We start from the raw sequence: 25,997 nt of genomic DNA on the forward strand, positions 1-25,997 counted from the left end.
ATATTTAAGTGACAAAGCGGTTCTAGTTATCGCATAAAAGCACAGATTTAAAGGTGCAAATTCAGCTGTTTCTTTTCGTTTTTTAAGGTAGCACAGTGAATAAATTACTTTTGATTGTACTGTTATCCATGTCCTCTGATGTTCTAGCCAATAAGGTGAATACATATGATGAGTTGACATCAGCGCTTGAGGATATCCGCGTTAAAAATAATATCCCAGCTATGTCCGTAGCTGTAATCACATCCGGTAAAGTGAGTTATACCAGAGGTTTCGGCTTTATAGACGCAAAGATGAAAAAAGCAACAAAACCAACGTCTTTGTTTCGTGTAGCTTCTATTTCAAAGCTGTTTACGGCTCAAGCTATCATGCAGTTAGTAGAGAAAAATAAGATAGCGTTAAATGATAAAGTTGGTCGACATTTACCCCATTTCAAAGAGAGTGACATTACGGTCAAGCAGCTACTCACGCATACTTCCGGTTTAGGTGATAACGTTAAACCAGTCGGCTATGAACAACAAAGAACCATAAGTTCATATTTAGAATTGGTAAAAAAATCGTCACTCACAAAGGTTGAAAATAAGACCTTCGAATATAGTGACACTAACTATAATGTTTTAGGGGCTGTCATAAGTGCAGTTTCGGGCGTGAGCTTTGAAAAATACGTATCTAACAACATTCTGATACCAGCCAAGATGAGTAAGAGTGGTTATTTCAATGGCGAAAATGCATTTTATTCTGAAGCGAAACCGACCTACAAAGGAAAAGTAATCGATGAGTCATATCAGAGACCTTATGATCTATCATTTAACCCAAGCGAAGGGCTTATCTCAAATACAAACGATCTCAGTCAGTGGCTTGCGCTAACACTTTCTCGTGATTCGTCTATTTTGAATAAGCAAACATACTTAGATATGTTAAAGCCCCAAGTAAAAACATCTTGGGGTGAAATATACATGGGGCTAGGGTGGCAAGTATATACAAATTCAAACGACACAGTTGCTAGGCACCCAGGGAGTATTAGAGGCTATAAATCACTCGTACTCACTTACCCGGATAGTGAAAATGCGCTAATTATCCTAACTAACTCAAGTAATACACCTCGTTGGGAAATTGCGAACACTATCACAAAAGTTTTAAAACAGAATTCTCAGTGGTAATAAAATTTAACAAGCTACCTAGTAAGGTGGTAGTTACCTTTTTAATACAATGGAGTTGTGATCAATGTTGAGAGCAATAATTTGGATGTTAATGTATTTAGTTGTTTCTCCTGTATTACAAGCTAAACCTTGTGACTCTGTCGAGTCATTAGCTTGGCTTGTAGGCAATTGGAGCTCTAAAAGCAGTAAAGTTAAAATTAATGAATCGTGGAAGCAAGTAAGCAAGAAATCCTTTGAAGGGTCGGGTAGCACGTACTCTCTCAAAAAAAATAAAATCGTGAGCTCTGAATCTTTACGGCTAGTTGAAATGTCCGGAGAGATATTTTATCTCGCTAAAGTTGCGAGCAACGAACTACCAATTGCATTCAAATTAACAAGTTGTACAGATAAAACTGCAATATTTGAGAATTCGAAGCATGACTTTCCTAAGAAACTAAGTTACCAATTAACTGAAGATGGAAACATCACTGTTTTTGTTTCTGGTGAAAAGGGGAAAGGTTTCTCAATTGATTTTATTGGCATTAGAGATAACAAGGCAGGCATACATAGTAAGTAAACAACCAAATAGTTTCGACCGAAGCCGGTGTCTATAAAAGCTTCTGTCTTTGTAGTTAGGGAGCTGTTTTATTTGTTATCAGACCAATAACCATAGCGCTAAAAGCGCACCAACGAACAAGTAAGATTTAAAAACTTGGTGAGACTTACACTTTTCAATTATCGCAACTACTGCTGCGATAGTCGACAGACTAATCAGCGCGAGTAAAAGATGATATTCAGAATATGAAGCTGCCGAACGATATATTTCGCCTCCATGATATATCATTGCTTCCGAACCAAAATTGTAGTTGTTTAGAATTTCCGGGCTTTGCGTTACCCCTATGGCCCAATATTCAGAAAAGCTAATTACGAATACGATACCTAGCAAAATAATCAGTGGGAGCACAGGGTAGTAGCGGCTTAAGTTGTTCACGAAATTATTGTTCCTTACTGGGAATGTGTGAAATTTCAAAGTTAATATCTGCATGAATTGCGTCTTTGCGAAAAGTAAACTTCTCAAACCAAATAGACTTTATTTCATAATTATATCGTTTCAGCGTTTCTTTTATTAGTTGATATCCTGAAGTAGACCTAAGCGCATTTTTAAAGTGCTCTTTTAAGGGTGACAGCACAGGATTATGCAAATTACCCGAGGATTTTAAAGCTCTTTTTAGTTCATTTGGAATATGATCTTCATAATACTTAACCACTTCACCAATAAAATGTTCCTCGCCGAAACAACACAATAGCCGTACGCTATGCAAGCCACCCTCTCTTTCAGTTAAAAGTAGCTCATTTAAACTAACCGGGCTGGCTATGTAGTATTGTGCATAATATGAGCTAGAGCCCGAACCTATCAGCGTCGATTCATTTGCGCTTAAGCAGCTTGAGAATAATAAGCAGCTGGCTAACTTAAATAGTTGAAACCTCATATACAATATGTCCTTTGCTTTTGTCCTAACGAGTTAAAGTACGCTAAAAGGTAATAAAATAATGACACTCAAACGCTCAGTTCTATTCACCGTAACAAATTAACTGTTACAACCCCAAATTGGCCTTTTTATACTCTCTACAATTTTCTCAAATTCTTCCTTTGTCATATCTGAATGTATATCGGCGGATGCTCCAATTCCACCTTTAGCAGCGTCGGACCCATATGTAGATATTTGGTAGCCATCAAAAGTGGATTCATAAATATAGTCTCTATCCCAGACATCAATCGGTATTTCTGAAGCGTACTTTGGTACAAGGTCTTGGAGAGATTTTGGTAGGAAATTTAGCTCTAATCTGTATAACTTAACAGCCTCAGATAAAATTTTAATATCTAGAGCGGTCTTGTCTAAAGCTAATGTATGGCGGAAACACCTGTCTGGGTAAATAATTGAAAAGAAAAACCAAGACACTACGGCTAATAATCCTATCAATACCGTTTTCATATCAGCTCATTACCTTAAAAAGTTCAGGGCTTTACAAATTTCGAACCGACTAAGCAAACTATGCTAACTAAAAGCGCGTAAAACTTGTATTCTGGCCAAAAGATATAGTCTTCTTCCGTAGATACTACCTTAAGGTATACGTCACTGTCATTCATATGCATATTCATAAAGTACATTTCATAGCCAAAACCAACTAAGAAACATATAAGAAAAATTACTGCGACCACTCTAAACGCTTTGTCCATATTTAAATATTTTCCTAAGGTGCAAACTTCACAAGTGTATGGTTTTCACCAGCTAGATCTGAATCAATGATATCTGAAATGACCTTCCAGTCTCTGCCTGCCAGACCTGCTTCTATCTGTGGATATCAATACACTGTCCTATAAATTCTTCTTTGATTTGAGAGAATACGCTTTGAATAGCATTGTACTCAACTTTTATACCACGACCACGCCAATAAAACTGTGTATACGCATTAACCACCGTAATGCTTTTTCCGTTTCGTTGAATTGCTGCTTGTGATTATGCGCCTAGCTTTTGCAGTGACCCTTTGCTTGCTGCTCGAAACACTTCTGGGAATTCAGACATAATAGCTTTGGTAAACCAGCTCCCATGGTGCAGAAACAGTTGCAGCCGTGGACAATTACATCAAAGTTACATTGCAAAGCAAATTTAATTAAATCACCCTCTACTGTTTTCATCAACTCGTCATTTCTTAATATTGCTAAATAGCCTAAAGGTGGGTAACTCATACAAAAATAACTGCCGCCTGCAGGCTCTGTGGCTTTCTGTGTTTCGATCCCAACCAACCTGAATACGATCGTAACACGTATAAACTAAGCCTAACAAGGCAGCGATACTGGGGGGTCTTTTTAAATTTAATTTTTTAGGGCTCTACAGAAGAGCATGGAAGAACATGTAGATAAACAACAGGCAACTAGGGATCGTCAAGTCATTAGTCGGGTTATTTTTTTGATTAAGACATGTTGTTACACATTAAAAATAGAAGCTACCTAGTAATAGCTCGGCCAATTTGATACTAATTTTAAAATAATAAAAATAAGATGACCGCCGGTAGATAAGCGCATCAATCGCTCACTGTTAAATTCTTAGTAGGTAAATGGATATTTGTAATTACTTAGGTGCTGTAACATGTATATGTCCATTTCTGCTGCGAGCGTTTGTCTGAACAAAAAGCATACCTTATCTACGGTCTTCTTGGAATTAAGAAACTAAGGAGTTGTTTAAATATGAAGTTAGTAAGCGGTTTAATCTTTTTCCTATTTTTTACATCAGGTTGTGTGACAAACGATAACAATCTGAGTCGTGCTTCCAATCAAGAAAAACATCAAACGAAAGACTCAATTTTGGTTAAAGATATTATTTTTGAGAGTGAGGGCGTAAAATTAGTAGGGAACATATATAAACCTAAAGATGCGAAAGCAGCGGTTGTGTTAGTACATGGTTCTGATCCTGTACCACGTATGACCGAGTTAGCAGAGTTATTAGCTAAGAGTGGTTTATTAGTTTTGACGTATGACAAGCGGGGAGTAGGAGAGTCGGGTGGCGTTTATGCTGGGCCTCAAGTGGGAACCAACAACATCAGCGTTGAGAATCTCAACCTCTTAGCAAAAGACGCAAGTGCAGCGATAAATGTTATCCATCAGCATGACGATGAATTGCCTATTGGCCTTTTGGGTGCGAGCCAAGCCGGTTGGATTATCCCTATTACCGCGGTTCAAAACCCGTTGGTAGAATTTATGGTGCTTTTTAGCAGCCCGACAATCACCACTTTAGAGCAACTCAGATTTCAATTCTACACCAATGGTAGAGAGGATTTTTGGGAGAATCATACTGATGAGACTGCGCGTAAACATACCAAAAATGATCCTGATAGATACCAGTTTAAAGCCACAGATCCGAAAGATTCTTTGAATGACCTATCGATACCAGGACTTTGGCTTTTTGGAGAAAAAGACATACAGGTTCCAGTCAAAATGTGTATGGAGCAACTCAATATACTAAAGGCTCAGGGTAAACCGTTTGAGTATGTTTTATTTCCATCGTTAGGGCACAATACCAATAAAACAGAACCCCTAGATATTGCGATACATTGGATAAAGCAAAACACTCAGGGCGATTAATTGTAGCGCGTTTTGAAGTTGGATAAATGGACATTAGAAATTAGACTTGGTTAAATACGTTTAGATCTATGTCTTTAGTATCTATTTCACCGGCTGTCAGTTCTGAGCCAAAAGCGGACCTTCATCGTTTTTTGAGAACGTTGCTTTTTAGCTCCTTAAATAGAGACTTGCCCCTATAGCCATGGAAACGACCAAATGGGTTAAAACATCATGACCTTAAAATGGTGATATATAGCAACATGTTATTATTTATGTTAAAAATGGACCAATCAGATAAACGGCCCAACTAGTTGGTCGATATTAAATTGCTATGTGTAAATCGTATGAAATCAGTTAGAAACACATAACAAGCCGCTTAAACCGAAGCTAAACACTTCAAGTTGCTTTGTGATTCGCTTCGCTTATTTTATCGCAAGGTAACTGGAGTAATTGTCCCGTTTAGCGGGGAGTTAGCATTCAATATGAACTATCGAGTAATTATAAAAAGTATCGCACCATGTAGTTGCGAAAATGAAGGTGAAGCTGAGGTTTATTTCCCTGATTTCGATTTAACTATTGTCTGCTATTTCATTGGTAGTATTGATTGGTTTAAAAGCTGTTTTCCATTCTACGAATTGAAAAATGCGTCTCTAAGGTATTGGCACGCTGACTGGCAGTTAACGAATAAAAAGACCAAATCTATCGCAACAAGTGTTGTTGGCACATACGATGGTTTCGAGTTGGACGAAGATGATGATAAATTGTTTAAGATTAATTCGTTACTTCCAATTTTATCTGATAATGAATTAGGTGATTATCACTTAGATGTCCCAGAAGGAAGTTGGGTAGAATCAACGGGACAATTCGTTATCGAGGAGCTTGAATGCTAACAAATTACTAACAGGCGTTATATGTATGAAGAAAAGAGCATTATCGCTATTACCAGAAAGGCTATCGTCCAAATCTTTATCTGCCAAAGAGGTTGTGCTCCCTTATAACGAAGCATTGGAAGTAATTGATTTCTTTGAAAATGAGGAGTATTTGATACTCGGTTGGGAAGGCTGGGTAAAGACCAGTGATGGTCGCGTTGGGCATGGTAGTGCTCCGCAAGGTACTGTAAGTTTAGAAAATTGTACGGTAGTTGAGGCCGCTAGTATTTGTAGGGAAACGATTCGTTCGGATAAAGCAGGCTGGGAAAAAGATAACCCTGAATCGGATGAGGAATTACACTTTTGTATTACAGTTCGCACTTAACAAGCACATACCTAAACAATTAACAGTCGTAACGCGTGTTTTGAAACTAGATAAAAAAACAACTTAAATTGGACTTCGTTAATTTACGATTCTCGGCTCATATCTTAAATCTTAAGCTTCAATTCAATGCTCGTTTTCTACAAACGAAATCGACTTAGACATCCAGTATTTCATTAGAATCCTTAGCTTATTGTGATGAGCTAACTAGTGTTGCAGGCGAGTGCGTTAGATGTCATACAGGCATTAACTATTTGGCTCAATATAATGCTAAAGAAATTGAGGATTTTTTGTCTAACAATAGTGGAAAGAAATCAATCGGAGATTACTACACTACAGAGGTGGGCTGTGTACTATATGAAATGGAAAATACTACATACGAGTTTCTAATTGAGAGTGACAATTTTTACCGCTCTTGTATTAGGTATCTAATTGAAAAAGGGCAAGTAAAACTTAACAAGCAACTGCAACTCTAGTTTTAGAGACGCAACGAAACATTTCATAAAGTTAAAAAGGGTGATTAAAGGCTGTGATTGGTTCGAATTGGCTGATCTTGAATTGCAGAAGAGCAGCGGTAAGTTACACTGGGAGCTTGGGAGCTTGGGAGCTTGGGAGCTTGGGAGCTTGGGAGCTTGGGAGCTTTCGCTAAGCTCTATACCACCAAAACGCCAATGCTACCACATGGGCTTAGATTATTTGTAGTAACTATGGGGCTGGATGATGCAGTAAAAGCCTTAAGTGAAGAGCAGGGCAACTTGTTTTAACACCTAACCACGAATTTTGTAAGCGGTTTAGCGTTGACATAGTGAGGGCGTTATCTAACCACGCTGGCAGTACTTGCCAAATACCAAAGTTGGACAAGATTTTAATCCAGCTTAGAAACATCAATGTAAGGCAGAAGTTTAAGCAGGGCGCTTCAGTACAAAATTTAGTAAGGCGCTATAAGTTGACCAGACAAATGATCAACTTAATAGTGACCTCCGAAGCCGACGGCGCACCGATTTTAGTTGGCGACGCGCATAAGCAGATGGAGTTGAAGTTGTAGGTTTATGATCAGCCTTCGTTGTTAGGTGTGGGGCTGGTTTCATTGATTCTTACTTGTGTCGGAAGCTGTCGTTCTTAATACACTTGTTATGTATCAGTTGATGCAGCCTAACTTTGCAACCCAGTATTCTTCAAAGCAATCCCCCGACTGGGAACAAAGAAAAAACTCATTATTTAGTTGGCAAATAAAACGGCCACCTCTTTCGTAAACAACATTCAAAAACGCAATGAAGCCCTCTTTTCTCAGTTTTTGCCATGTACTAAATTTATGATCTGGTAATTCTATAGAAACAAAAATATCTCTGGTTATATCTAATTTCTGTGCTACCTCTTTGAGCACAGCATTTACTATGATTTCGGTATCAGATGTTAGATAGTTTTTTGTTCTCGTAACGTTGTCATGTGCTCTCATATCCGAACATCGATTGTACAACTCGTTAATTTTTTTATCACTAAGTTTTTTATTTATAAATACATAACCTTCAAAAGACTGCTTTAAAAACTCAAGATTATTTTCTTGATTACGTTTCTCTCTTAGAAGTGAAAGCTTTTTATCCAGCCTTTCTTTATTCGACATAACTCTAGACCTATAAGAATGACACCTACGCCCGGTTATGGGGCGTAAAAGACTTGGCAAAAATTAGCGACGAAGGAGCATAAGCCAAGTTTTATGCGTCCCACCATAAACCGTTTGTTATGTTGCTTTAATTATCGACTCGTATTTAACCAAATGCTTATTCCCCATCAGTTTGGAAGCATTGATTAAGTGTTGCCAAAACTCTTTGGACTGGCTTGGATTATCTTCAATTACGCCATCCAATTCTTCCATAGCTAAGAGCAGCTCATTGGCTTTTATATAGTCGAAGAAATCTTTTTTTCTATAACCATTATCAGACTCCACAATGTTACTAGGTAGTAATTCGAAAGCGGATATTAATTCAGCTTCGATATAACTCCATTTTTCAGTGAGATTCATGGTTATCCTCGCAACATAACAATTTAATATCGACCCAATGGGTCGAATAGTTCGGTTATTTATCTGATTGGTCCATTTTTAACATAAATAATAACATGTTGCTACATATCACAATTTTATGGTTCTGTTGTTTTACCAAATATATAATTACGACCCATTGGGTCGTTTCCATGAGTACAGGGGCAAGTTGCTAGTTAAGGAGCTAAAAAGCAAAGTTCTCAAAAAACTAGGGGTGCGACTGCCAAATATTGGCTTTAGCCTAATAAGTCGACTTTACCTCAAAGCACCGTAACATGGTGGTAGTACTAATCAAATACCAAAGTTGGACTAGATTTTAATCCAGCTTAGAAACATTAAGATAAGACAGGAGTTTAAGCAGGGCGCTTCAGTCCAAAATTTAGTAAGACGCTATAAGTTGACCTGACAAATGATCAACTTAATAGTGACTTCCATCTGCTTGTGCGCACCGATTTTGGTTGGCGATGCGCACAAGCAGATGGAGTTGGAGTTGGAGTTGTAGGTTTGTGATCAGCCTTCGCTGGTTACATTGATTTTTACATGTATCTGACAATCGCCTAAGTTCTAGAAGTGGTCGTTCTTAACGCCCATTCATGCGCTTGTTATATTTTATTGAACCTTGAACTCTCAAACGCTTTTTTTATTGTCTCACATTCGGTTGTGCCGTAAATACAGGTATAACTAGTAACTAATATGCTGTCTTTTACGAGCCCCATATACACTTCCATGTAAAAATACTCATCTTTGTTTTGAGAAAACCTGAACTTCGCATCAAATACATTGAACTGCTTACCATCAATCGTTAGCTGATTAATTTCTCCGCTTTTAACTTCTACTTGAGGAGACAGAGCCTTTAGCTGTGACAGCATCTGTTTTTTATAAGTCGAAGTCCCATTAATAAACTCAACCTCAGAACCAGAAAAAGAAGTGACTTCAGAAGTGAATTTATTAAAGCCCTCCTTAGTTTCTAACATAAAAACTTTTTGATTTTGGAAGTTTTCTTTATCGGCATCACTAATGCCCATTTGATTCCCATATTTTTCTAAAGTTTTGTCTATGTTAAAACCTTTTTGAGATTTCCAGTACTCTGGCAATTGGAATTGCCAACCAATAGGGCTAAATAAATAGCTTTTTTTATTAGCCACTTTTTCTTCTTTACCACAAGAAGTTAGAGTTAAAAGTAGCAATATGACAGTGAAAGCTTTGAGCACAGATATTTCCTTAAAATATAACGCCCCATTCAGGGGCTGATAATAACTTGCTAAAATTGTGTAGCGAAGCAAGAAGTCCCATTACTGTAATGGCTTTTTATACCTCGCAATTAGAGGTTACATCAGAAGTTCTAAATACATTCATTGATGTTGCACCTTTTCTAGTAGCGTTATCAAATGTAAAAATTAAATTAGAAACCATCGGGGCACTTTTAGGGTTGCTTTTGCCGGCTACAAACTTTGACTTGGAAAATGAAGTAATAGTATTTGCAATCATTTGATTGTCTGGAAATGATTTTTTAACAACAATATCTTGTGGTTTCCCATTAGAGCCAACAACAAACTCTAGATTAACACAGCCTTCATAAGGCTCAGATGGAAGCTTGTTAGCTAATGGTTCAACCAACATGATCACATTCCATTTGTCTTTATCTTGTTTTACAACAAATTTATCCAAACTAGATTTGTTGTATGAAGGCGTGGAATTACAACCAAACAAAAAGGCACTTATTACAACAGGTATCCAAACTCTCATTTTTCTTCATTCCTAATAGAGGTATAACGCCGCAAATAAACGGCAAAAAATAGTTGGCTATAATTTGTGAGGCACGAACAAAGCCAACTGCTTTTTGTCCGTGCTTTTAAATTTGCTTTGTTAGCATGCTTTATTTTTGAGGCCAAATAGCGGGCTTTACAAAACGACTGCTATCGAAACTACCAAGTAAACTTTTAGCCTTATACATACCTGACTTTATTGAAGCTATTTCATTTGTATTCAGCTTTACTGTGTAGTCGACCATCGCTGGCCCTGTTTGAACCAGATACGTGAGAAATATCTCCTCACCTCTTTCAAAACAAACAAAGCTCCATCGTTCTTCCTCAATTACGATATCCATCGATTCTCACTAGCATACTAACGCCGTGCTAAGCGGCAAAAAAGTTTGGCTTAAAATTAGTAAGGCACGAACGACAAGCCAAACTTTTGTGTCCGCCCTTGAGCACCTTGTTACAGTTCTGGACTTACACAGAGCTGAAAAGATTGAATTACTTGATCATATTGAGGGGGGTTACTGAAATCCTTATTATATAATGGAGAGTTACGATGATTTACTGTGTCACCTACATTCCGTCCATAATATTCGCCATTAACTAATTCGAGTTTTACACCATCAGAGTTCACTGAAACAACACGCCATAAATTAGCGGCATGTTTTTTGTAGACTCCATTTACCCAGCCGTCTTGGGTGTACCAACGATACCTTTGAATGTAATCACCACTTTTGAATTCTTTTAATTCAGTGTTGACACCACAAAGCATTTCATTAGGAACGATTTGATTACCTTCTTTAACATTATATTTTTTACACAAACTATGCTTTTGTTTAAAGTTGATATCTTTTCTTGGGAAAAGGTCAGCCTCGCACGAGCACTTAGCCTCCAAATTAATGTAATTTTTATTTTTGTATCTAGACATACAACGGGAAAAGTAAAGCTCAGTACTAATTTCAGGATGTCTACTTATTACATTTTTTATATCCGCAACATTGCTTGTAGCGGTTGGTTTTTTTTCCGTAGTCGAGCAAGCAGCAAGAAGAATGAGAGATAAAGTCAAAGCTAATTTATTTAATTTAATCATAATACTTAAGAACTATAACAATTTAATACCGCCCCAATTGATCGTTTTTCAACCGATCCATGGGTCATTTTTCTCATTGTACCAGTTTTATCACAATAACTAACTTGTTGCTAAAGATATATTTTTAATCGTTGTAGAAATTATGGAAAGGATAAAAACGACCCTATGGGTCGTAGCGCTTGTGGAGTAAGTTGAATGTGTAGAAGACTTTTAATGTACCTTACAGCCCAGTAATGGACTGTTTATACTTATTACAATCTTTTTAATATCTTCTTTAGTCATTTTAGAATCTATATCTGTGGATGCGCCCATGCCTCCTATTTGCGCGTCAAATCCTAAAGAAGATATTTCATAGCTATCTAAAGTTAATCTAAAATTGTACTGATTTCCCCAAGCATCAAGCATGGGTTCTCGCATGTAGTGAGGTATCAACTCATCGAGCGTTTTTGGAATTTGGTTATTGTCGCTATAATATAAATCTATTGCTTGTGAAAGAGACTCAATATAAAAAGCTGTCTTATATACAGAAAACTCATGTTTCTCGCAGTCATTTGCGTAGTAAACTGATAGGCACACCCAAGCCGTAATTAAACCTAATTTAACCAAGTTGACTTTAACAATAATAAACCTCTGACTTGAAATATAATGGAATTTCGATAGTCTATATATCAAGTATATGATTGGTAAACCATGTCATAAATTTGATATTAATAATATTAAACCTTGCATAGAAAATATCATATTTTTTAAAATATACACTATTCATAAAATCTTAAAAAGCCAATTTGAATTGTAATGATATGAAGGGATAGGGTGGTCAGCTACTAGGCGCAGGCTTGGATACTATTTTCCCAATCTCTCATAGCTTGGATATTGCAGCTACCGCTAGCTCTGGCGATGGTAAATCTTGTGGTAAAACTTACCATCAAACTAACCTTGAATTTGTTTTGTTTACCGCCTAATCTAACCACTTCAGAGTTCTTGAAACAGTTTTCGTGAACTCAACTTTAAACTTGTTACTAATAATATTTGGATTTAAATACAAACACTTATTCTACTCCATAGCTTAGTGAATCATTAGGAAAAGGCGCTCATCACCCCTTATTTTTATGAACAGAAGAGAATTTATTAAAGTATGCCGAGCTCTCGGGTTAGTTTTGCCAGTGCAACCATTTTTGAGTGCTTGTACGAATAAGCAAGGTTTCAAAAATGATAACACTCATCCCGTTGTTATTATCGGCGCGGGTGCTGCTGGGCTAATTTCAGGTTACTTACTGAAGCAGCAGGGGGTTAGTGTCAAAATTTTAGAAGCGGCCTCCAACTTTGGCGGACGCATGAAACGTACAACGACCTTTGCAGATTTTCCCATTCCTTTGGGGGCTGAATGGATACATGTTAAGCCAAATATTCTAAGCGAAATTGTTAATGATGATTCAGTAAACATAGATGTAAAAGTTGAGAAGTACAACCCTGATATTGACTGCGCACTCTATGAAGGCGAAAAGATTAGTATCAAACAAATTGAAATGAATAAAGAGAGTAAATTTGTAAACTCGACCTGGTTTGATTTTTTTGAGCAATACATTGTTCCATCTGTTGAAAAGCACATTATCTATGGCGCGGTGGTTGAAAAAATTGATTACTTAGCTGACGAAATCAAAATCGAAACTTCCGATAAAGTTTATCTAGCTCTAATAGGATTCAACCCAACAACAAATGATGGTGAGAAACTATACTATGACGCGGCGTATGGCCAAAATTCGAATCTACATATTTTGGGGTTGTTTGCTGTTGGAAACGAATCATTGTCGTATCTTCGCTTAACCGACGAAGAGCGAGTTAAATATATTTTGCATGAACTAGATAAGATATTTGATGGAAAAGCATCTGCTCATTACGTCAAACATATTTTTCAAAACTGGGATATCGAACCGCACATTAATGGAGCTTACATCCGCGATAATGAAGACTGGACAGCTGTAAAAAAACTTGGTGAAAGTGCTGATGGCCGTTTGTTTTTTGCTGGTGACGCATATACTGATGGTGAGGATTGGAGTGCCGTTAACAATGCCGTGCATTCAGCGAAGCGTGCCGTTCAGGCTATTATGGATTCTTGATGTATGAAACCAACCTACATAATATCCGATACCGTCTAGTATCGGACTTAGTGAGTAACCTAATAAGAGACTTTGTTTCAAAAGGTTAGTCCTATTACTCTGATAGACATAGATTTAATCTTATTTAACATAATATATATTATAGGATATTAAGAGTATCATACTTGTATACAGGCCTTTCCAAACTCTTTTAATGGTTTTGTGGCTCTACTCTCAATAATTTATGGGGTTGGTTACTTCACTACTTTATTTATGTGCTTTGGGTTATGCGATTTAATTTTTTAGTTCGTGATTAACATCACTCAGTGAATCTTAATACGTGTGAACTTCCAAGTGTGAGTTAACCAATGTGATAACTGTTTTTGAATTTGTGCTTTTGTTACTGGGATCGTTTTACAAATCCAAAAGTAAACTTCACATTCGTATGACTCTGTTGAGCTGGGATCAATATATACACTACCAAAGCATTGGCTTGCGTCACTGTTCGTTATCGAATAAGCAAATGCCTTTTGAGATTCAAACTCTAATTGGTGGACCCTTAAACTATTTAGGTTTTGTTGGAAAGTCATAGTTGGTTCTGGCCAAGGATGATTTTCACCAAAGATACCTACTAAATCTATTTGATTTAGTAAAACCGTTTTGTAATCAATCTCTGCAACAGATGGATTTAGCGGCGTTAGTTTCAGCTCGTAACTTTCATCATCTGTGCCTTGCGCAGCAAAGACATAATTTTGAGGAACAGATATGTTTTTTGCTGCTAAATACTCAGAAAATCCTTGCATGGGTCAACCATCCTATTCTTTAAAAAACACTGATTTAACATAATTAAAGCACACTCAATAATTGTTTAATTGGTGTGCTCTTTTAGCCATACTTTTAGTGTAACGCTGCACTAAATGGAATGCTTTCGCAAATCTCGGCCTCAGCAACTAAGATTTCTTCTAACCTTGTATCAATAATTGCTTTGTCAAAATATTCATAGCCCAATTCAACAAAAAGGTTTTTGTGTTTTTCTTCAGATTTTGCAATGGCGACATAAAAGTCTTTTTCTTTCCCTTCAGGCAGTGCTTCGGCGACGAGTGAAAACCTTTCATGACCTCTAGCTTCAATCACAGCAGCTACCAGCAATCGATCTATTAAAAACTCATCACTACCTTGGCGGAATAAGCCACGCATTTTTTTGATATAAGGATCTTGTTTATCGTTGCCCAGTACCAAGCCCCTTTCATTAATTAACTTTAGCACTTGCTTAAAGTGGATCATCTCTTCAATGGCCAAATCTGCCATTGCTTTAACTAGTTTTGTTCTGTCTGGGTAATGACCAAGCATAGACATGGCCATGCCAGATGCTTTTTTTTCTGCTGCAGCATGGTCTTGTAAAAAAGTTACAAAATCGCCCATTACCTTATGCGTCCACTCAAATGGCGTATGGTACTTTAGTTCAAACATTCTCTATATATTCTCAATAACGGCTATTAGGCTCTATTGTACTCAACACGGTACTATTTTTTAAGGTGATTTTTAATATCGGACATTATTTATTAAAATTATAAAGTAAAGCGTCCTTGTCTACTTTACCTATTCGTGTAGATTCGACTTTTAATGGATGCCGAATTTCATTCCAAGCAGTCACTTTGCCCTTCTTATTTAAATGTGGAATATTTATCTGTGGCACATTCATAAACTCAGCTAGTAGTTTATTACTTTCAGGATTTGCTAGATTCACAAATAAGTTATTAGCGCCTGTCTTATTCAGGAATTCAGTGACTTTAACTTTATGACTATAATAACAAGTAATTAAATAGTCATCGTCTTCGATCTTGTCCGCATTTAATTCTGGGAACGTTGAAAAGAAACAACGTTTTAAAGTTTCATTGAAACCCCCTCCTCTTTCTATTAGATTTGGAAGCATTCGAGTCAATAGCCTTCGAATTGAAGGTAACCACAGTGACATTTCTCTCTCAAGATAGATAAATTGGGCGTTGGGGAAAAGTTGATATAGTTTTTCATAGTCATTGAATACTGGTGTATCGGCAATGAGTTGCGCATTTTTTATGGTATTTTGAGTATACGCTGTGTGTGCAGTTTTCAACCCTATATCGAGGCTTGCAACACAGAGACTTGTAGTCCCAGTTCTTGGCAAGCCCAAAACAAAATATTTCTCATTCATGTAAAGTATAAAAAGCCATTAAATAGAGCCATACCGATGAGCACTAAAAAGGTTAGCAACATGCCGAACACTCTTATGCGGATGTTTGCTTTATTCAGTGCGATGGCATGAAGGACTCTACCAGTTAAAAAAGTACTGGCGAATGTTATCAGAAAAACCGAGTTCACTTCCTGATATTCTAGAATAAAAAGAAGAATCACAGCTAGCGGAGTGTATTCTATAAAGTTGGCATGTGCACGAATTGCTGCGCTTAAATCACTGTGTCCAGCGTGGCCAATCCCAACTTTGTGTTTTCTTCTAAGTTTTATTACATCAAAACTTAGCTTGATATAAAAGAGTGTGCAAATTGCAGCAAATAAGCCTGTAAACATGATTGTGTCCCCTATTCAATATCCGTATATTTATTGGTAATTATTGTATAGGGGATTGTAGGTTTATCCGCTGTAAAAATGAATCTATTTTCTAATTAATCTATATAATAAACTGCGTAAACTTCTGCTTTGAGCTTAGTATCGCCGACATTGTAAGCGTCATTTACACTCATAGTTTCTGCCGCCATCATTTTCCCCCGAGCGTAAGGTTGAACCGGAACACTCATTGGCGAAAATGAGACTGAGTATAAGCTACCCACTTGCACTCCAAAACCATCAGCTAATTCTTTTGCTCCTAGCTTAGCTTGCTTGATAGCGGATGCTTTCAGCTCTTTCATAATTTCAGCTTTGTCTTCAACTACAAACTGGGTATTGTTAAATTGATTTATACCACTGTCCACAAACGCTTGGAGTAATTCAGGATATCTATTTACGTCTTTTAATTTTAGCGTTAAGTTTCTAGAAACTTTAAACCCGTCAAATTCCTCAACATTAGTTGTTCTGTTATAGCGAGTTTGTTTGTAGACATTTAGTTGTTCAGCATAGATATGTTTACTCTCAACACCATAGCGTTTGGCTATGTCTATTGCCCGAGCCATCACATCGTCAACTTTAGATTTGGCTAACTTAAGGTTTTTATTCTTTTCATTTATTGCCACATTAACGATGGCAGTATCCGGTGCAACCGCCTTTTCAGCGTAACCTTTCACATATAAGTGCGGGGCTGTTGGCAGGCTCGCAGCCACTGCAGATGTACTTAATAATACAGACATAATAGCGGTAACTATTCGCATGGGCTCTCCAAATTTAAGTTTTAGGTTGTTAACTCACACGTGTATTGAAGCACAAATCAATTAATCATTCCTGAATAACGGGTTACTATGTCATTTTATGTATTTATTTTTTAAACCCAATTAAAAAAAGGGCCTTATTGGCCCTTACTGTTGAGATTGAACAAATTACTTGTAGCTAGTGTGATCAACTACTAAGTTAATGTCGTTTTCTCCTGAAATTTCCCAAATAGTAACGCGTTCTGTAGTACCCGCTGGGTTATTACAAGAAACCGTTTGTCTAAAAGTACGTGCATTTGAGTTGTAAAGTACATCATTAACTGCGTAGTGGTTAGTATGGAAAAGTGGTGTTGAATCATAGCCATTGAACACTTTAGAATAAGAGCCTTCACCGCCTGTCGCTGTACAATAACCATCTTTTGTACCGTTATTGATCAGCAATGAAGAAGTGTAACTTACTTGATCATACCAACCAGCACCGCCACAGTGTTGTGCAGGGCCACTGCAATCAGGTGTTTTCCAAGCGCCAACACCAACTAATTGAGCATCCCAAGTAATTTTCGGTAATGCAGGGATCTTGTGCTTAACGACAAATTGCTCACCATTTGCTGACTCACAGTTCATAGCTAACACGCGTGTGCGTTGAAGCTGCTCTTCAGTAAATTGACCCTGCAAGAAAATTGAATCTACGGTATAGGCTTGAGCACCGCCAGGGGTAGTGCCAACTGGCGCAATCACTTTACCTGTAATTTCGTCATAAACTACACCAGTTTCACATTTGTCATATGCATCATTACGGAACAACCAACCATTAAATGTACGCGCATTCAAAGAATCAGTTACGATACGGTTTACAACGCCTTCACTATACTTTGACTCACGATTATAACCATCTAAATCTTGTACTGTAACACTTGCTACTGCGCTATCGACTGCTAGTAATGAAACTACGGCTGCGAGAAGTTGGATTTTCATTTTTTATTCCCTTTTACTTTAAGTTATTAATCAATTTCCTTTCACTTTTAAGAAAGGTAAAACATAAATTTTTTGAGGTTTTAGTCTTGCTAACGAGATGGCGCTGTTTTGCCTTCCCGATACTCGAGGCCAAATTTAGCGACAAAAAAATCCGCTGTAAATGCGTTGAATTTCATTATGATTGTGAATTTCAAAGAATTTTTTAGCGGCTATTAAATAGTGTGGTTTTAGTCAGATATTGCTTAGTCGCGGTTGCTTAAGTATTGTTATTTGCATTAGTATCAGAAGGTTAAGGGATTTCGTAAGAAACAAAAAACGATTCTACATTTAGTGGAATAGTTATTATATATGTATTGGAATAATACGAACGTTATGATGGCGTTAGAGAGTGTTTTGAATTTAATCAATAATTTAAATACAATTTAATTTAAAATATAACAAAGCATTTTACCTTCCTAACAATTGACTAATTACAATATTGGATTTTTCTAAAAAACTTGAAAGATATAAAACGAAGATTCAATTACTTTTTGATATGCCATACGCATTTTTCAAAGAATTTGAAATAAATATCTCCTCTTGTGGGAGAAATAGGTTTGCGTGAGCGCTTATAACTTGTTCTTGAATTTGTGGCTTTTGCAGTGCTCGTTCAAATAAGTCTACCGCTTGACGACCTTTCTTTGAATCTGAGCAAGCAATGTAGCCAAAAATTGTTGCGTCGGTATCGCCAATAGCATGAAAGGATATATCTTTTAATATTTCCTCTGACGGGTAGTCATTTACAAATACAGAGCTGTATTCAATCATGCCATCTAAGCGCCCCTGAACAAGCATTTTTCGAAGTCGGAAAGCGCTATCATTTCCCTCACTGACGAATAGCCTTTCCGCGTTTGCTTTAATAAAGTCATCTATTTCTATCCCGTATGAGCGCCCTTTTGTAACCCCAATTCTTAACCCGAGAGAAAGCGCTTTTTCTAAAGTTACTTCAATGGATACAAACTTTTTATTTCTTAAAATCAGTCGATTTGAAGGAAAAGCCATTAAAGGCAATGAAACAAAAATGGCCATTGCCTCTCTCTGTGGGGTTTTCACTTTATTGTACAGGCAAATGTTGTCATGATGCGCCAGCTCTCGCCACTCCCGCTCTCTACTGGCAGGAATAAATTCGATAGCCATTTCTTCTTTAAGGCTTCTAGCAATAATGAGAAGGAGCTGTGTTGCCAAGTCTCCGGGAGATTGACCAAATGATGGATTATAATCAGAAACAATTTCTATCTTGATTGGCTTGGTACAAGCGATAGTTGAGACAAAAATAAAGAAAACGCACACAATTCTTAACAGCATAAAACTTCCTATGCGATGCACTCCATGCTGTTGGACACACCTAGAGTGTAGCTATTAAGTCATTATTGCGCTAATTTTAACACCGATATTGTGATTAAATGAATGAAAAAAGCCCTTCATTGAAGGGCTTAATATTTTAGATGCTACAACGTTTGTAGTTGCGATATTCTGGCGTCCAGTAGTTCTTTTCAATCGAACTCCAGATTAAGTCTTCTGGCATATCAAGAGACACGCCTTCTTCCATTGCTTTCTTAGCGACAGCAAAAGCAATGCGTTTACTCAATTGTTCTATTTCAACCAAAGATGGTAATAGACTGCCCTTACCTGTGTTGGCCCAAGGCGACGACTCAGCGAGAGTTTCACTTGCAACCATCAGCATAGATTCAGTAATACGAGATGCTTTAGCAGCCAATGCACCTAATCCAATGCCAGGGAAAATATAACTGTTGTTACATTGGGGGATAACATAGTTTGTGCCGTTATAATTTACTGGTTCAAACGGGCTACCAGTTGCGACGATAGCATTACCTTCTGTCCACTCGATTACATCTTTAGGGTGCGCTTCTACCTGACGAGATGGATTACTCAAAGGGAAGATAATTGGTTTTTCACAGCCTGAGTGCATGGCTTTAATGACCTGCTCGGTAAATAAACCAGGCTGACCAGAAACACCAATGAGGATGTCTGGTTTTGCACAGTGCATCACGTCTAACAAAGACGCATATTCACCGCTATAATTCCAGTTTTCTAAATTACCGTGTGATTGAACAAGCGCTGCTTGGAAATCTCTCAACCCTTCCATGCCTTCAGTTAATAGGCCAAATCTGTCGACCATAAATATTTGACTGCGCGCTTGCTGATCTGTAACACCTTCTGAAACCATCTGCGCAATAATTTGCTCAGCGATACCACAACCTGCAGAACCGGCACCTACAAATACAACTTTTTGATCACATAACTTAGCGCCCTTAACTCTACACGCAGCTAATAAAGAACCTACGGTTACTGAGGCTGTACCTTGGATGTCATCGTTGAAACAACAGATTTCATCTCTATACCTTTTTAGAAGTGGCATTGCATTTGGTTGAGCAAAGTCTTCAAATTGCAGTAAAACGTTTGGCCAGCGGCGTTTAACGGCTTGAATGAATAGATCTAAAAACTCGTCGTACTCTTCTTGGTTGATGCGCTTATGTCTGGCACCCATATACATTGGGTCATTTAATAGCTTCTCGTTATTGGTACCTACATCAAGCATTACAGGTAACGTGTAAGCAGGGCTAATACCGCCACACACGGTGTATAGTGCTAGTTTACCAATTGGAATACCCATTCCACCAATGCCTTGGTCGCCTAGGCCAAGAATACGTTCACCGTCAGTGACAACAATGACTTTAACTTTACCTTTTGTCGCATTTCGCAAAATATCGTCAATGTTGTGGCGATCTTCGTACGAAATGAACAAACCTCGAGAGCTACGATAAATATCGGAGAATTTCTCACACGCATCACCTACTGTTGGCGTGTAAATGATCGGCATCATTTCTTCTAGGTGATCTCTAACCAAACGATAATAGAGGGTTTCGTTATTGTCTTGAATTGCACGTAGGTAAATATGTTTGTTTAGGTTGTCTTTAAAACTTGAAAATTGCTGGTAACAACGTTCTACCTGCTCCTCAATGGTTTCGTAACGAGGAGGAACTAAACCGGCTAGGTTAAAGTTTTCACGCTCACGCTGGCTAAATGCACTGCCTTTGTTTAGAAGAGGCGTTTCCAATAATGTTGGGCCAGAATATGGGATGTAGAGGTAATTAGGATCGGTTTGTTTAGTCATATTTACAAGCTGTGACTCTTAATTTTTAATATAAGGGATAATTATTGACTAAGTACACAAATTTTCAATGACTTTAGTGCACATCAGACCAATAAAACGACCCTGTAAACGGATTGGCTCACCGTAAACAGGGTCGTACAGTATAACTGAATAATATTGAATATCCTACGGTTTACTCGCTGGATTCTCCAAGGGCAACACCTTCCCGTCTAGGATCTGCGCCACCGAACAAAAGTCCTTCTTTTATCTCTATCGCGTGGATACCAGAATTTAAGTCAGAGATCCTTACTGTATGCCCTTTTGATTCTAACCAGGGCTTTATTGCTTTTAGTCCTGTGCCTTTTTCTAGCGTTGTATATTTATTTCTATTCGTTATACGAGGTAGGTTAATCGCTTGCTGAGGTGTCAACCCCCAATCCAGAACACCGATCACTGTCTGAGCGACATAGTTTATGATTCTGCTACCACCAGGCGAACCAACAACAAGCTTCAAACTGCCGTCTTTATTAAACACCATAACCGGCGACATAGAACTTCTAGGTCTTTTATTCGGCTCGACTCTGTTTGCAACCCATTGTCCACCTACTTTAGGAGAAAGCGAAAAGTCCGTCAGTTGATTGTTTAACAAATAACCATTTACCATCACGGTGGAGCCAAAGCCCATCTCAATGGAACTCGTCATAGATACGGCGTTACCTTCCCTATCTACGATGGATAAATGCGACGTTGAAGGCAATTCAAAGCTGTCATCTTTCGCATAAACCACTTGCCCCATCGTTGGATCGCCAACGGGCACATTTTGGTTATCTCGCTCACCAATCAACTTGGCCCTAGATTTCAAATATACTGGATTGAGTAGGCCTTGAGTTGGTACATTCACAAAGTCGGGATCGGCGATAAAATAGTTTCTATCCGCGAATGCTAGTCTAGAAGCTTGTGTAAATACATGGACTGCTTCAGGTGCATTTGGTTTGTATTGAGCAAGTTTTTTACCTTCGAGCAGCTTTAGTATTTGCAGAACTGTGAGGCCACCACTGCTAGGAGGTGCCATCGAGCAAACCTTATACTCATGATAAGACGTACATACCGGTGCTCTTTCTTTACTTTGATAATTGGCTAAGTCATCAAGTGATAGAAGACCCGGTGCAATTTCAGACTTTTGAACAGCTCGCACCATATCTGCTGCGTATTTGCCTTCATAAAACGCTTTAGGTCCATACTCTGCGATTTCTTTGTACACGTTAGCAAGATCTTGGTTTTTAACGATTGTGCCAATCGCCAGAGGCTTCCCATTTGGGTAGAAGTATTCTTTTGCTGGAGAAAGTTTAGTTAAACCAGGGTTAAACTCTTTTTTGAGTAACATATGTAGCCTTGGTGAAACTGCAAACCCTTTTTCAGAAAGCTCAATGGCGGGTTTAAATAGCTTTTTCCATTTTAACTTACCGTATTTATCGTGCGCTTGCTTCATAGCATGGATAATGCCAGGCACACCAACAGAGCGACCACCGACAACCGCCTCTAACCAACGAACCGGCTTGCCATCTTTGTCTAAAAATAGTTTATGAGTCGCCTTTTTGGGTGCCGTTTCACGTCCATCAAATGTCGTGAGGTAGTCATTTTTCTTGTCATAATGAAGAATAAATGCACCCCCACCTATACCTGAAGATTGAGGCTCTACCAATGTTAATACGAGTTGCGCAGCTATTGCAGCATCAATGGCATTGCCGCCTTGTTGCAACATTAATTGCCCCGCTTTACTTGCATGAGGGTTTGCAGCAACCACCATGTATTTCTCTGCAATTTTTTCCTTTTTTAAGGTAAAGCCTGTTGAAGCTTCGGGTTCTCTGACTTCTCTTGGTTTTGATTCACCAGCAAGCGTGGCTGTCGGTAATGCTGAGGCCAATAAAAAGGCAATCAGTGAGCGCTTATATTTCATATTCATATTTATTAATTTTCAATCGTCGTTGGCATCATAAAGGTTAACAGGCACAATATACAAAAATAGATAATATTGTGAACATAGAATGTTTGGTTTAAACCTGCCTGTAAGTCGAAATTATATACTCCCGCCAATCGTGCTTTCGCTTATTGCCATTTTACTAATGGCTTTCGAGCTGAGAGATGTGCTTGAATTTCATCGCCAACTTATCAGTGAGGGCGAGTTTTGGCGAATTTGGAGCAGCCAATATATACATACTAATTGGACTCATTTAGGCTTAAATCTAATTGGCATACTGTTTATTTGGATACTTCATGCTGAGCACACCTCTCCGTCTCGTTATTTTACCCACATTATTTTGCTAGGTATTTGGACAGGAGTTGGAATTTGGCTTTTTTGCCCTGATATCAAAGTATACACGGGCCTCAGTGGATTGCTACATGGAATTATCGTCTGGGGCGCATTAAAAGATATTCAAACAAAAGAGCCTACAGGTGTGCTTTTATTCCTTGGTATTGTGGGCAAGCTTGCGTGGGAGCAATATGCAGGTCCTAGCAGTGACGTTGGCAATTTGATAAATTCACGGGTAGCAATTGAGTCACATCTGATCGGTGCTATCGGAGGTGTTGTTTTGGCAATTCCTCTGTTTAAAGACAAGCTTGGGTTCGCAAAGTCTTGACCTAAAGCATAAGCGGCCTTTGTGAAAAAGGCCGCCACTACATATTTAGTTTGAAGTTATTTTAAATATCCTACCGTTAACTCCCACACCTTTTGATTCCCAAACAATTAAATGTAACTCATCATTTAACTTCGCAATTGAATGGAAGTTTTGGTTGTTATCAATTGTTTTTTCTATTGGAATTACAGACGACTCATCAACGTAATTATTTTGCATGAACTCAATGACCTTTCCTTTGACGCCGATCTTTTCAGGATAACCATATTGTGTCCATACAAGCTTTACATGATTAGCAGATACAACACTAGCATCCACAGGTTCAGAGCCCTGTACAAAATAGTCCGATATTTTAAATTCAGATGCGAAGTGTATGGTATTGATGTTAGTCAAGGTACCAATTCGCCCTGCTGCATACATTTGATTGTAGCCGCTACCATTTTGCTTGTAGCCCTTCCAAGTGAATAGAATTCGTTCTGCATCAAGCGCAATAATGTTCGGGTAAAATTGAGCTCGGTTTTGTTCTTGATTCACGACTAACTCATTCTCAAAAGCCACAATACCACTTGGTAAAAACTCAGCGACACGAGCAGCAATACCAGAGCCTTGGCTGTCAGCACTTGGGTCGTTTGTAATCCAAGTAAATACAGCTCGTCTATCAGACATGGCTTTTACTCTAGGCGCATTTTGTACGCTCTGTGATAGTTGATTAACTTGAAATTGATTTTGCTCAATGTAAACACCATTAGGCTGTACCACGCCAATTGAAGCGAAAATACCAACAATTTGCTCATCGTAGCCTGTCCATGTAACTAGCAGCCTGCCATCGGATAACACTGCCACATGAGGCATTGGCACTGAAGACTGCTCAACAGCGATTTTTTGTTCGGGCCCGAGTTCCCAACTACCATCAGGAGTTACCGTCACAGCTCGCAAATACACTTCATACGCATTGCTCCAGATTATCGCAATGCGTCCATCTTTTAACAGCACTGACTCTGGGGGATTCCAACCACCCAGTTTAAAGTTGTCAGAAATACTCTGAGTGGTACCAAAAGTCACTGACTTATCTGAGTTAATGTGGCCTAGACGACCTTTAACTTTATTAGGGTACGATGATTCGGCCCATGTAAAAAACACTTGGTCTTCACTCAATTTGGTGACATTAGGCTTGACCCCTTGTCTCCATTCACCTTCAGTAACCAAAAACTCTTCAAATCCTTCGATTTCAACGGATTTGACAACAGGCGAACCAAACAGTGTAAACATCAGACAGAAATAACCTACCGTCGCTTTTAAGATATGCATTGAATTTCTCCATTAGTAATCCTTACTACATGACGAATTTCGCTTAAATACATATGATCAGACTCGATAACAACGTAACGTATCTGAATAAAATAAGCGCTCTAATAATATAGAGCAAACATGACAGACATGTTGTCGCTTAGGCAAATTACTGCGGGATGTTACTGGCCAAATAGTCTAAAAAAGCCCTCGTTTTGGGTGCCAATAATTCACGCTTTAAATAAATGGCATATGTTGAACTAAGCGTTTCATAAGGACTAAATGTGTACTGATTAAGTAGCTGTACCAACACACCGTCTTTTAGTTCCTTTTTAACTGCCCACAAAGGGATCAGTGCAATCCCGGCATCATTCATCAACAGTTGCTTTTGACCATTTACAGAATTGATTGACATCCCTTTGCCAATCGCAAGTTTGGTTGGTTTATCTTTGATAAGGAACCAATCTCGCCAACCTCGGTAACTATATTTTATACAGGTGAAATGCTCCAGGTCATCGGGAAGTTGAGGCTCCCCATGCGTTTCAAGGTATCTTGGGCTTGCACAGATCACAAAATTATTAGACGCGAGTCGCTTCGATACAAGGGTTGAATCTGGTAGACGACCGCTTCTGATCGCAATATCTATATTTTCATCAACCAAATCTACGACACGCTCTGTAAGTTCTATCTCGATGTCTACATTTGGAAATCGTTTTTTAAACGTTGGGATCAGCGGCAGCACAATACATTCTCCAAACCCTACTGTCATACTCAATCTTAAAGTACCAGATGGGTTCTCTTTAAGTTCGTTGACTACTTGTTTCGCTTCTTGAAGTTCAGCAACAATTCTTTGAGAGTACTCATAGTATTTGGTACCAGCTTCTGTTAACCCAATACTTCTTGTTGTCCTGTTTAGTAATCGCACGCCAAGTTCTTCCTCTAGTGCTGCTAATTGCCTAGAAATTGAAGAAGGCTGAACATCTAAGTACTTACTAGATAGAGAGATGCTTTTTGTCTCTACAACACAATTGAAATACGTAAGTCGATTTATCGTGCTCATGCTGAGTCCTAAAAACTTATTTGTTTTCAGGCTAACCCACTATT

At 38.2% G+C, this 25,997-nt stretch carries 29 protein-coding genes and 1 pseudogene; 9 read left to right on the forward strand and 21 right to left on the reverse strand.

The window, feature by feature from the left end; all coding sequences use genetic code 11:
- Window positions 1-95: 95 nt before the first annotated feature.
- Window positions 96-1,157: a serine hydrolase domain-containing protein gene (locus tag A7985_RS04065; protein WP_065789119.1), complete on the forward strand. Its 1,062-nt coding sequence runs from the start codon at window positions 96-98 to the stop codon at window positions 1,155-1,157.
- 64 nt (window positions 1,158-1,221) lie between these two features.
- Window positions 1,222-1,713: a DUF6265 family protein gene (locus A7985_RS04070; protein WP_065789120.1), complete on the forward strand. Its 492-nt coding sequence runs from the start codon at window positions 1,222-1,224 to the stop codon at window positions 1,711-1,713.
- Window positions 1,714-1,791: 78 nt separating this feature from the next.
- Here A7985_RS04070 and A7985_RS04075 read toward each other — a convergent pair whose 3' ends face one another.
- From A7985_RS04075 to A7985_RS04085, 3 genes are all read right to left on the reverse strand, one after another.
- Window positions 1,792-2,127, reverse strand: a complete 336-nt coding sequence (locus A7985_RS04075; protein ID WP_065789121.1) for a hypothetical protein — start codon at window positions 2,125-2,127, stop codon at window positions 1,792-1,794.
- A gap of 4 nt (window positions 2,128-2,131) precedes the next feature.
- Window positions 2,132-2,626 (reverse strand): hypothetical protein, encoded by a 495-nt coding sequence (locus A7985_RS04080; protein ID WP_065789122.1) that lies wholly within the window; start codon window positions 2,624-2,626, stop codon window positions 2,132-2,134.
- A gap of 99 nt (window positions 2,627-2,725) precedes the next feature.
- A complete protein-coding gene (locus tag A7985_RS04085) occupies window positions 2,726-3,130 on the reverse strand; it encodes a type II secretion system protein GspG (protein ID WP_065789123.1) in 405 nt (134 codons plus the stop codon).
- A gap of 1,253 nt (window positions 3,131-4,383) precedes the next feature.
- Here A7985_RS04085 and A7985_RS04100 point away from each other — a divergent pair.
- The 5 genes and pseudogenes from A7985_RS04100 to A7985_RS27125 all read left to right on the forward strand — a co-directional run.
- Window positions 4,384-5,277 (forward strand): alpha/beta hydrolase family protein, encoded by an 894-nt coding sequence (locus A7985_RS04100; RefSeq protein ID WP_065789125.1) that lies wholly within the window; start codon window positions 4,384-4,386, stop codon window positions 5,275-5,277.
- 461 nt (window positions 5,278-5,738) lie between these two features.
- Window positions 5,739-6,146 (forward strand): hypothetical protein, encoded by a 408-nt coding sequence (locus A7985_RS04105; RefSeq protein WP_065789126.1) that lies wholly within the window; start codon window positions 5,739-5,741, stop codon window positions 6,144-6,146.
- Window positions 6,147-6,171: 25 nt separating this feature from the next.
- Window positions 6,172-6,510, forward strand: a complete 339-nt coding sequence (locus tag A7985_RS04110; protein ID WP_065789127.1) for a hypothetical protein — start codon at window positions 6,172-6,174, stop codon at window positions 6,508-6,510.
- A gap of 605 nt (window positions 6,511-7,115) precedes the next feature.
- Entirely contained in the window at window positions 7,116-7,271 is a 156-nt protein-coding gene (locus A7985_RS26365) for a hypothetical protein (RefSeq protein ID WP_176716680.1), read from the forward strand.
- Between the two features lie 20 nt (window positions 7,272-7,291).
- Window positions 7,292-7,552: pseudogene (locus A7985_RS27125) on the forward strand (Mor transcription activator family protein); the annotation flags it as partial.
- 93 nt (window positions 7,553-7,645) lie between these two features.
- Here A7985_RS27125 and A7985_RS04125 read toward each other — a convergent pair.
- From A7985_RS04125 to A7985_RS04155, 7 genes are all read right to left on the reverse strand, one after another.
- Window positions 7,646-8,128 (reverse strand): hypothetical protein, encoded by a 483-nt coding sequence (locus A7985_RS04125; protein ID WP_065789130.1) that lies wholly within the window; start codon window positions 8,126-8,128, stop codon window positions 7,646-7,648.
- A gap of 117 nt (window positions 8,129-8,245) precedes the next feature.
- Window positions 8,246-8,527 (reverse strand): hypothetical protein, encoded by a 282-nt coding sequence (locus tag A7985_RS04130; protein ID WP_065789131.1) that lies wholly within the window; start codon window positions 8,525-8,527, stop codon window positions 8,246-8,248.
- Window positions 8,528-9,147: 620 nt separating this feature from the next.
- Complete coding sequence (locus tag A7985_RS04135; protein WP_065789132.1) at window positions 9,148-9,756, reverse strand: hypothetical protein; 609 nt, start codon at window positions 9,754-9,756, stop codon at window positions 9,148-9,150.
- Window positions 9,757-9,853: 97 nt separating this feature from the next.
- Window positions 9,854-10,291: an energy transducer TonB gene (locus A7985_RS04140; protein WP_065789133.1), complete on the reverse strand. Its 438-nt coding sequence runs from the start codon at window positions 10,289-10,291 to the stop codon at window positions 9,854-9,856.
- Between the two features lie 130 nt (window positions 10,292-10,421).
- A complete protein-coding gene (locus A7985_RS04145) occupies window positions 10,422-10,652 on the reverse strand; it encodes a hypothetical protein (RefSeq protein WP_065789134.1) in 231 nt (76 codons plus the stop codon).
- A gap of 110 nt (window positions 10,653-10,762) precedes the next feature.
- Entirely contained in the window at window positions 10,763-11,392 is a 630-nt protein-coding gene (locus A7985_RS04150) for a hypothetical protein (protein WP_065789135.1), read from the reverse strand.
- A 210-nt stretch (window positions 11,393-11,602) separates the two neighbouring features.
- Window positions 11,603-11,998 carry a type II secretion system protein GspG gene (locus tag A7985_RS04155; protein WP_065789136.1) on the reverse strand — a complete coding sequence of 132 codons (396 nt, stop codon included), beginning with the start codon at window positions 11,996-11,998 and terminating at the stop codon, window positions 11,603-11,605.
- Window positions 11,999-12,555: 557 nt separating this feature from the next.
- Between A7985_RS04155 and A7985_RS04160 the strand changes: the two genes are divergently transcribed.
- The gene (locus A7985_RS04160) at window positions 12,556-13,509 is read left to right on the forward strand and encodes a flavin monoamine oxidase family protein (RefSeq protein WP_176716681.1); all 954 of its coding nucleotides are present in this window, start codon (window positions 12,556-12,558) and stop codon (window positions 13,507-13,509) included.
- 302 nt (window positions 13,510-13,811) lie between these two features.
- On the opposite strand, the gene A7985_RS04165 is transcribed toward A7985_RS04160, so the two are convergent.
- The 9 genes from A7985_RS04165 to ggt all read right to left on the reverse strand — a co-directional run bounded on the left by A7985_RS04165 (window position 13,812) and on the right by ggt (window position 22,927).
- Window positions 13,812-14,291: a hypothetical protein gene (locus tag A7985_RS04165; protein ID WP_065789138.1), complete on the reverse strand. Its 480-nt coding sequence runs from the start codon at window positions 14,289-14,291 to the stop codon at window positions 13,812-13,814.
- A gap of 94 nt (window positions 14,292-14,385) precedes the next feature.
- On the reverse strand, window positions 14,386-14,958 hold the full coding sequence (locus tag A7985_RS04170) for a tRNA-(ms[2]io[6]A)-hydroxylase (protein WP_065789139.1): 573 nt from the start codon (window positions 14,956-14,958) through the stop codon (window positions 14,386-14,388).
- Between the two features lie 85 nt (window positions 14,959-15,043).
- Window positions 15,044-15,679, reverse strand: a complete 636-nt coding sequence (locus A7985_RS04175; protein ID WP_065789140.1) for a sulfotransferase — start codon at window positions 15,677-15,679, stop codon at window positions 15,044-15,046.
- Window positions 15,676-16,050 carry an MAPEG family protein gene (locus A7985_RS04180; RefSeq protein ID WP_065789141.1) on the reverse strand — a complete coding sequence of 125 codons (375 nt, stop codon included), beginning with the start codon at window positions 16,048-16,050 and terminating at the stop codon, window positions 15,676-15,678. Before A7985_RS04180 ends, A7985_RS04175 begins: the two co-directional genes overlap by 4 nt.
- 95 nt (window positions 16,051-16,145) lie before the next feature.
- Window positions 16,146-16,844: an SIMPL domain-containing protein gene (locus tag A7985_RS04185; RefSeq protein ID WP_065789142.1), complete on the reverse strand. Its 699-nt coding sequence runs from the start codon at window positions 16,842-16,844 to the stop codon at window positions 16,146-16,148.
- A 165-nt stretch (window positions 16,845-17,009) separates the two neighbouring features.
- Complete coding sequence (locus A7985_RS04190) at window positions 17,010-17,816, reverse strand: hypothetical protein (protein WP_065789143.1); 807 nt, start codon at window positions 17,814-17,816, stop codon at window positions 17,010-17,012.
- Between the two features lie 519 nt (window positions 17,817-18,335).
- Complete coding sequence (locus tag A7985_RS04195; protein WP_065789144.1) at window positions 18,336-19,160, reverse strand: ABC transporter substrate-binding protein; 825 nt, start codon at window positions 19,158-19,160, stop codon at window positions 18,336-18,338.
- Window positions 19,161-19,296: 136 nt separating this feature from the next.
- On the reverse strand, window positions 19,297-20,991 hold the full coding sequence (locus A7985_RS04200) for an NAD-dependent malic enzyme (RefSeq protein WP_065789145.1): 1,695 nt from the start codon (window positions 20,989-20,991) through the stop codon (window positions 19,297-19,299).
- 172 nt (window positions 20,992-21,163) lie between these two features.
- Window positions 21,164-22,927, reverse strand: a complete 1,764-nt coding sequence (ggt, locus tag A7985_RS04205) for a gamma-glutamyltransferase (RefSeq protein WP_065790024.1) — start codon at window positions 22,925-22,927, stop codon at window positions 21,164-21,166.
- Window positions 22,928-23,015: 88 nt separating this feature from the next.
- Here ggt and rrtA point away from each other — a divergent pair, with 88 nt between their 5' ends.
- Window positions 23,016-23,609 (forward strand): rhombosortase, encoded by a 594-nt coding sequence (gene rrtA, locus A7985_RS04210; protein ID WP_065789146.1) that lies wholly within the window; start codon window positions 23,016-23,018, stop codon window positions 23,607-23,609.
- A gap of 45 nt (window positions 23,610-23,654) precedes the next feature.
- On the opposite strand, the gene A7985_RS04215 is transcribed toward rrtA, so the two are convergent.
- Window positions 23,655-24,914, reverse strand: a complete 1,260-nt coding sequence (locus tag A7985_RS04215; protein WP_065789147.1) for a hypothetical protein — start codon at window positions 24,912-24,914, stop codon at window positions 23,655-23,657.
- A gap of 148 nt (window positions 24,915-25,062) precedes the next feature.
- A complete protein-coding gene (locus A7985_RS04220) occupies window positions 25,063-25,953 on the reverse strand; it encodes a LysR family transcriptional regulator (protein ID WP_065789148.1) in 891 nt (296 codons plus the stop codon).
- Window positions 25,954-25,997 lie beyond the last annotated feature (44 nt).

Origin of the sequence: Pseudoalteromonas luteoviolacea (assembly GCF_001696455.1) — a bacterium.
In the GTDB taxonomy this organism is placed as follows: Bacteria; Pseudomonadota; Gammaproteobacteria; order Enterobacterales; family Alteromonadaceae; genus Pseudoalteromonas; species Pseudoalteromonas luteoviolacea_C.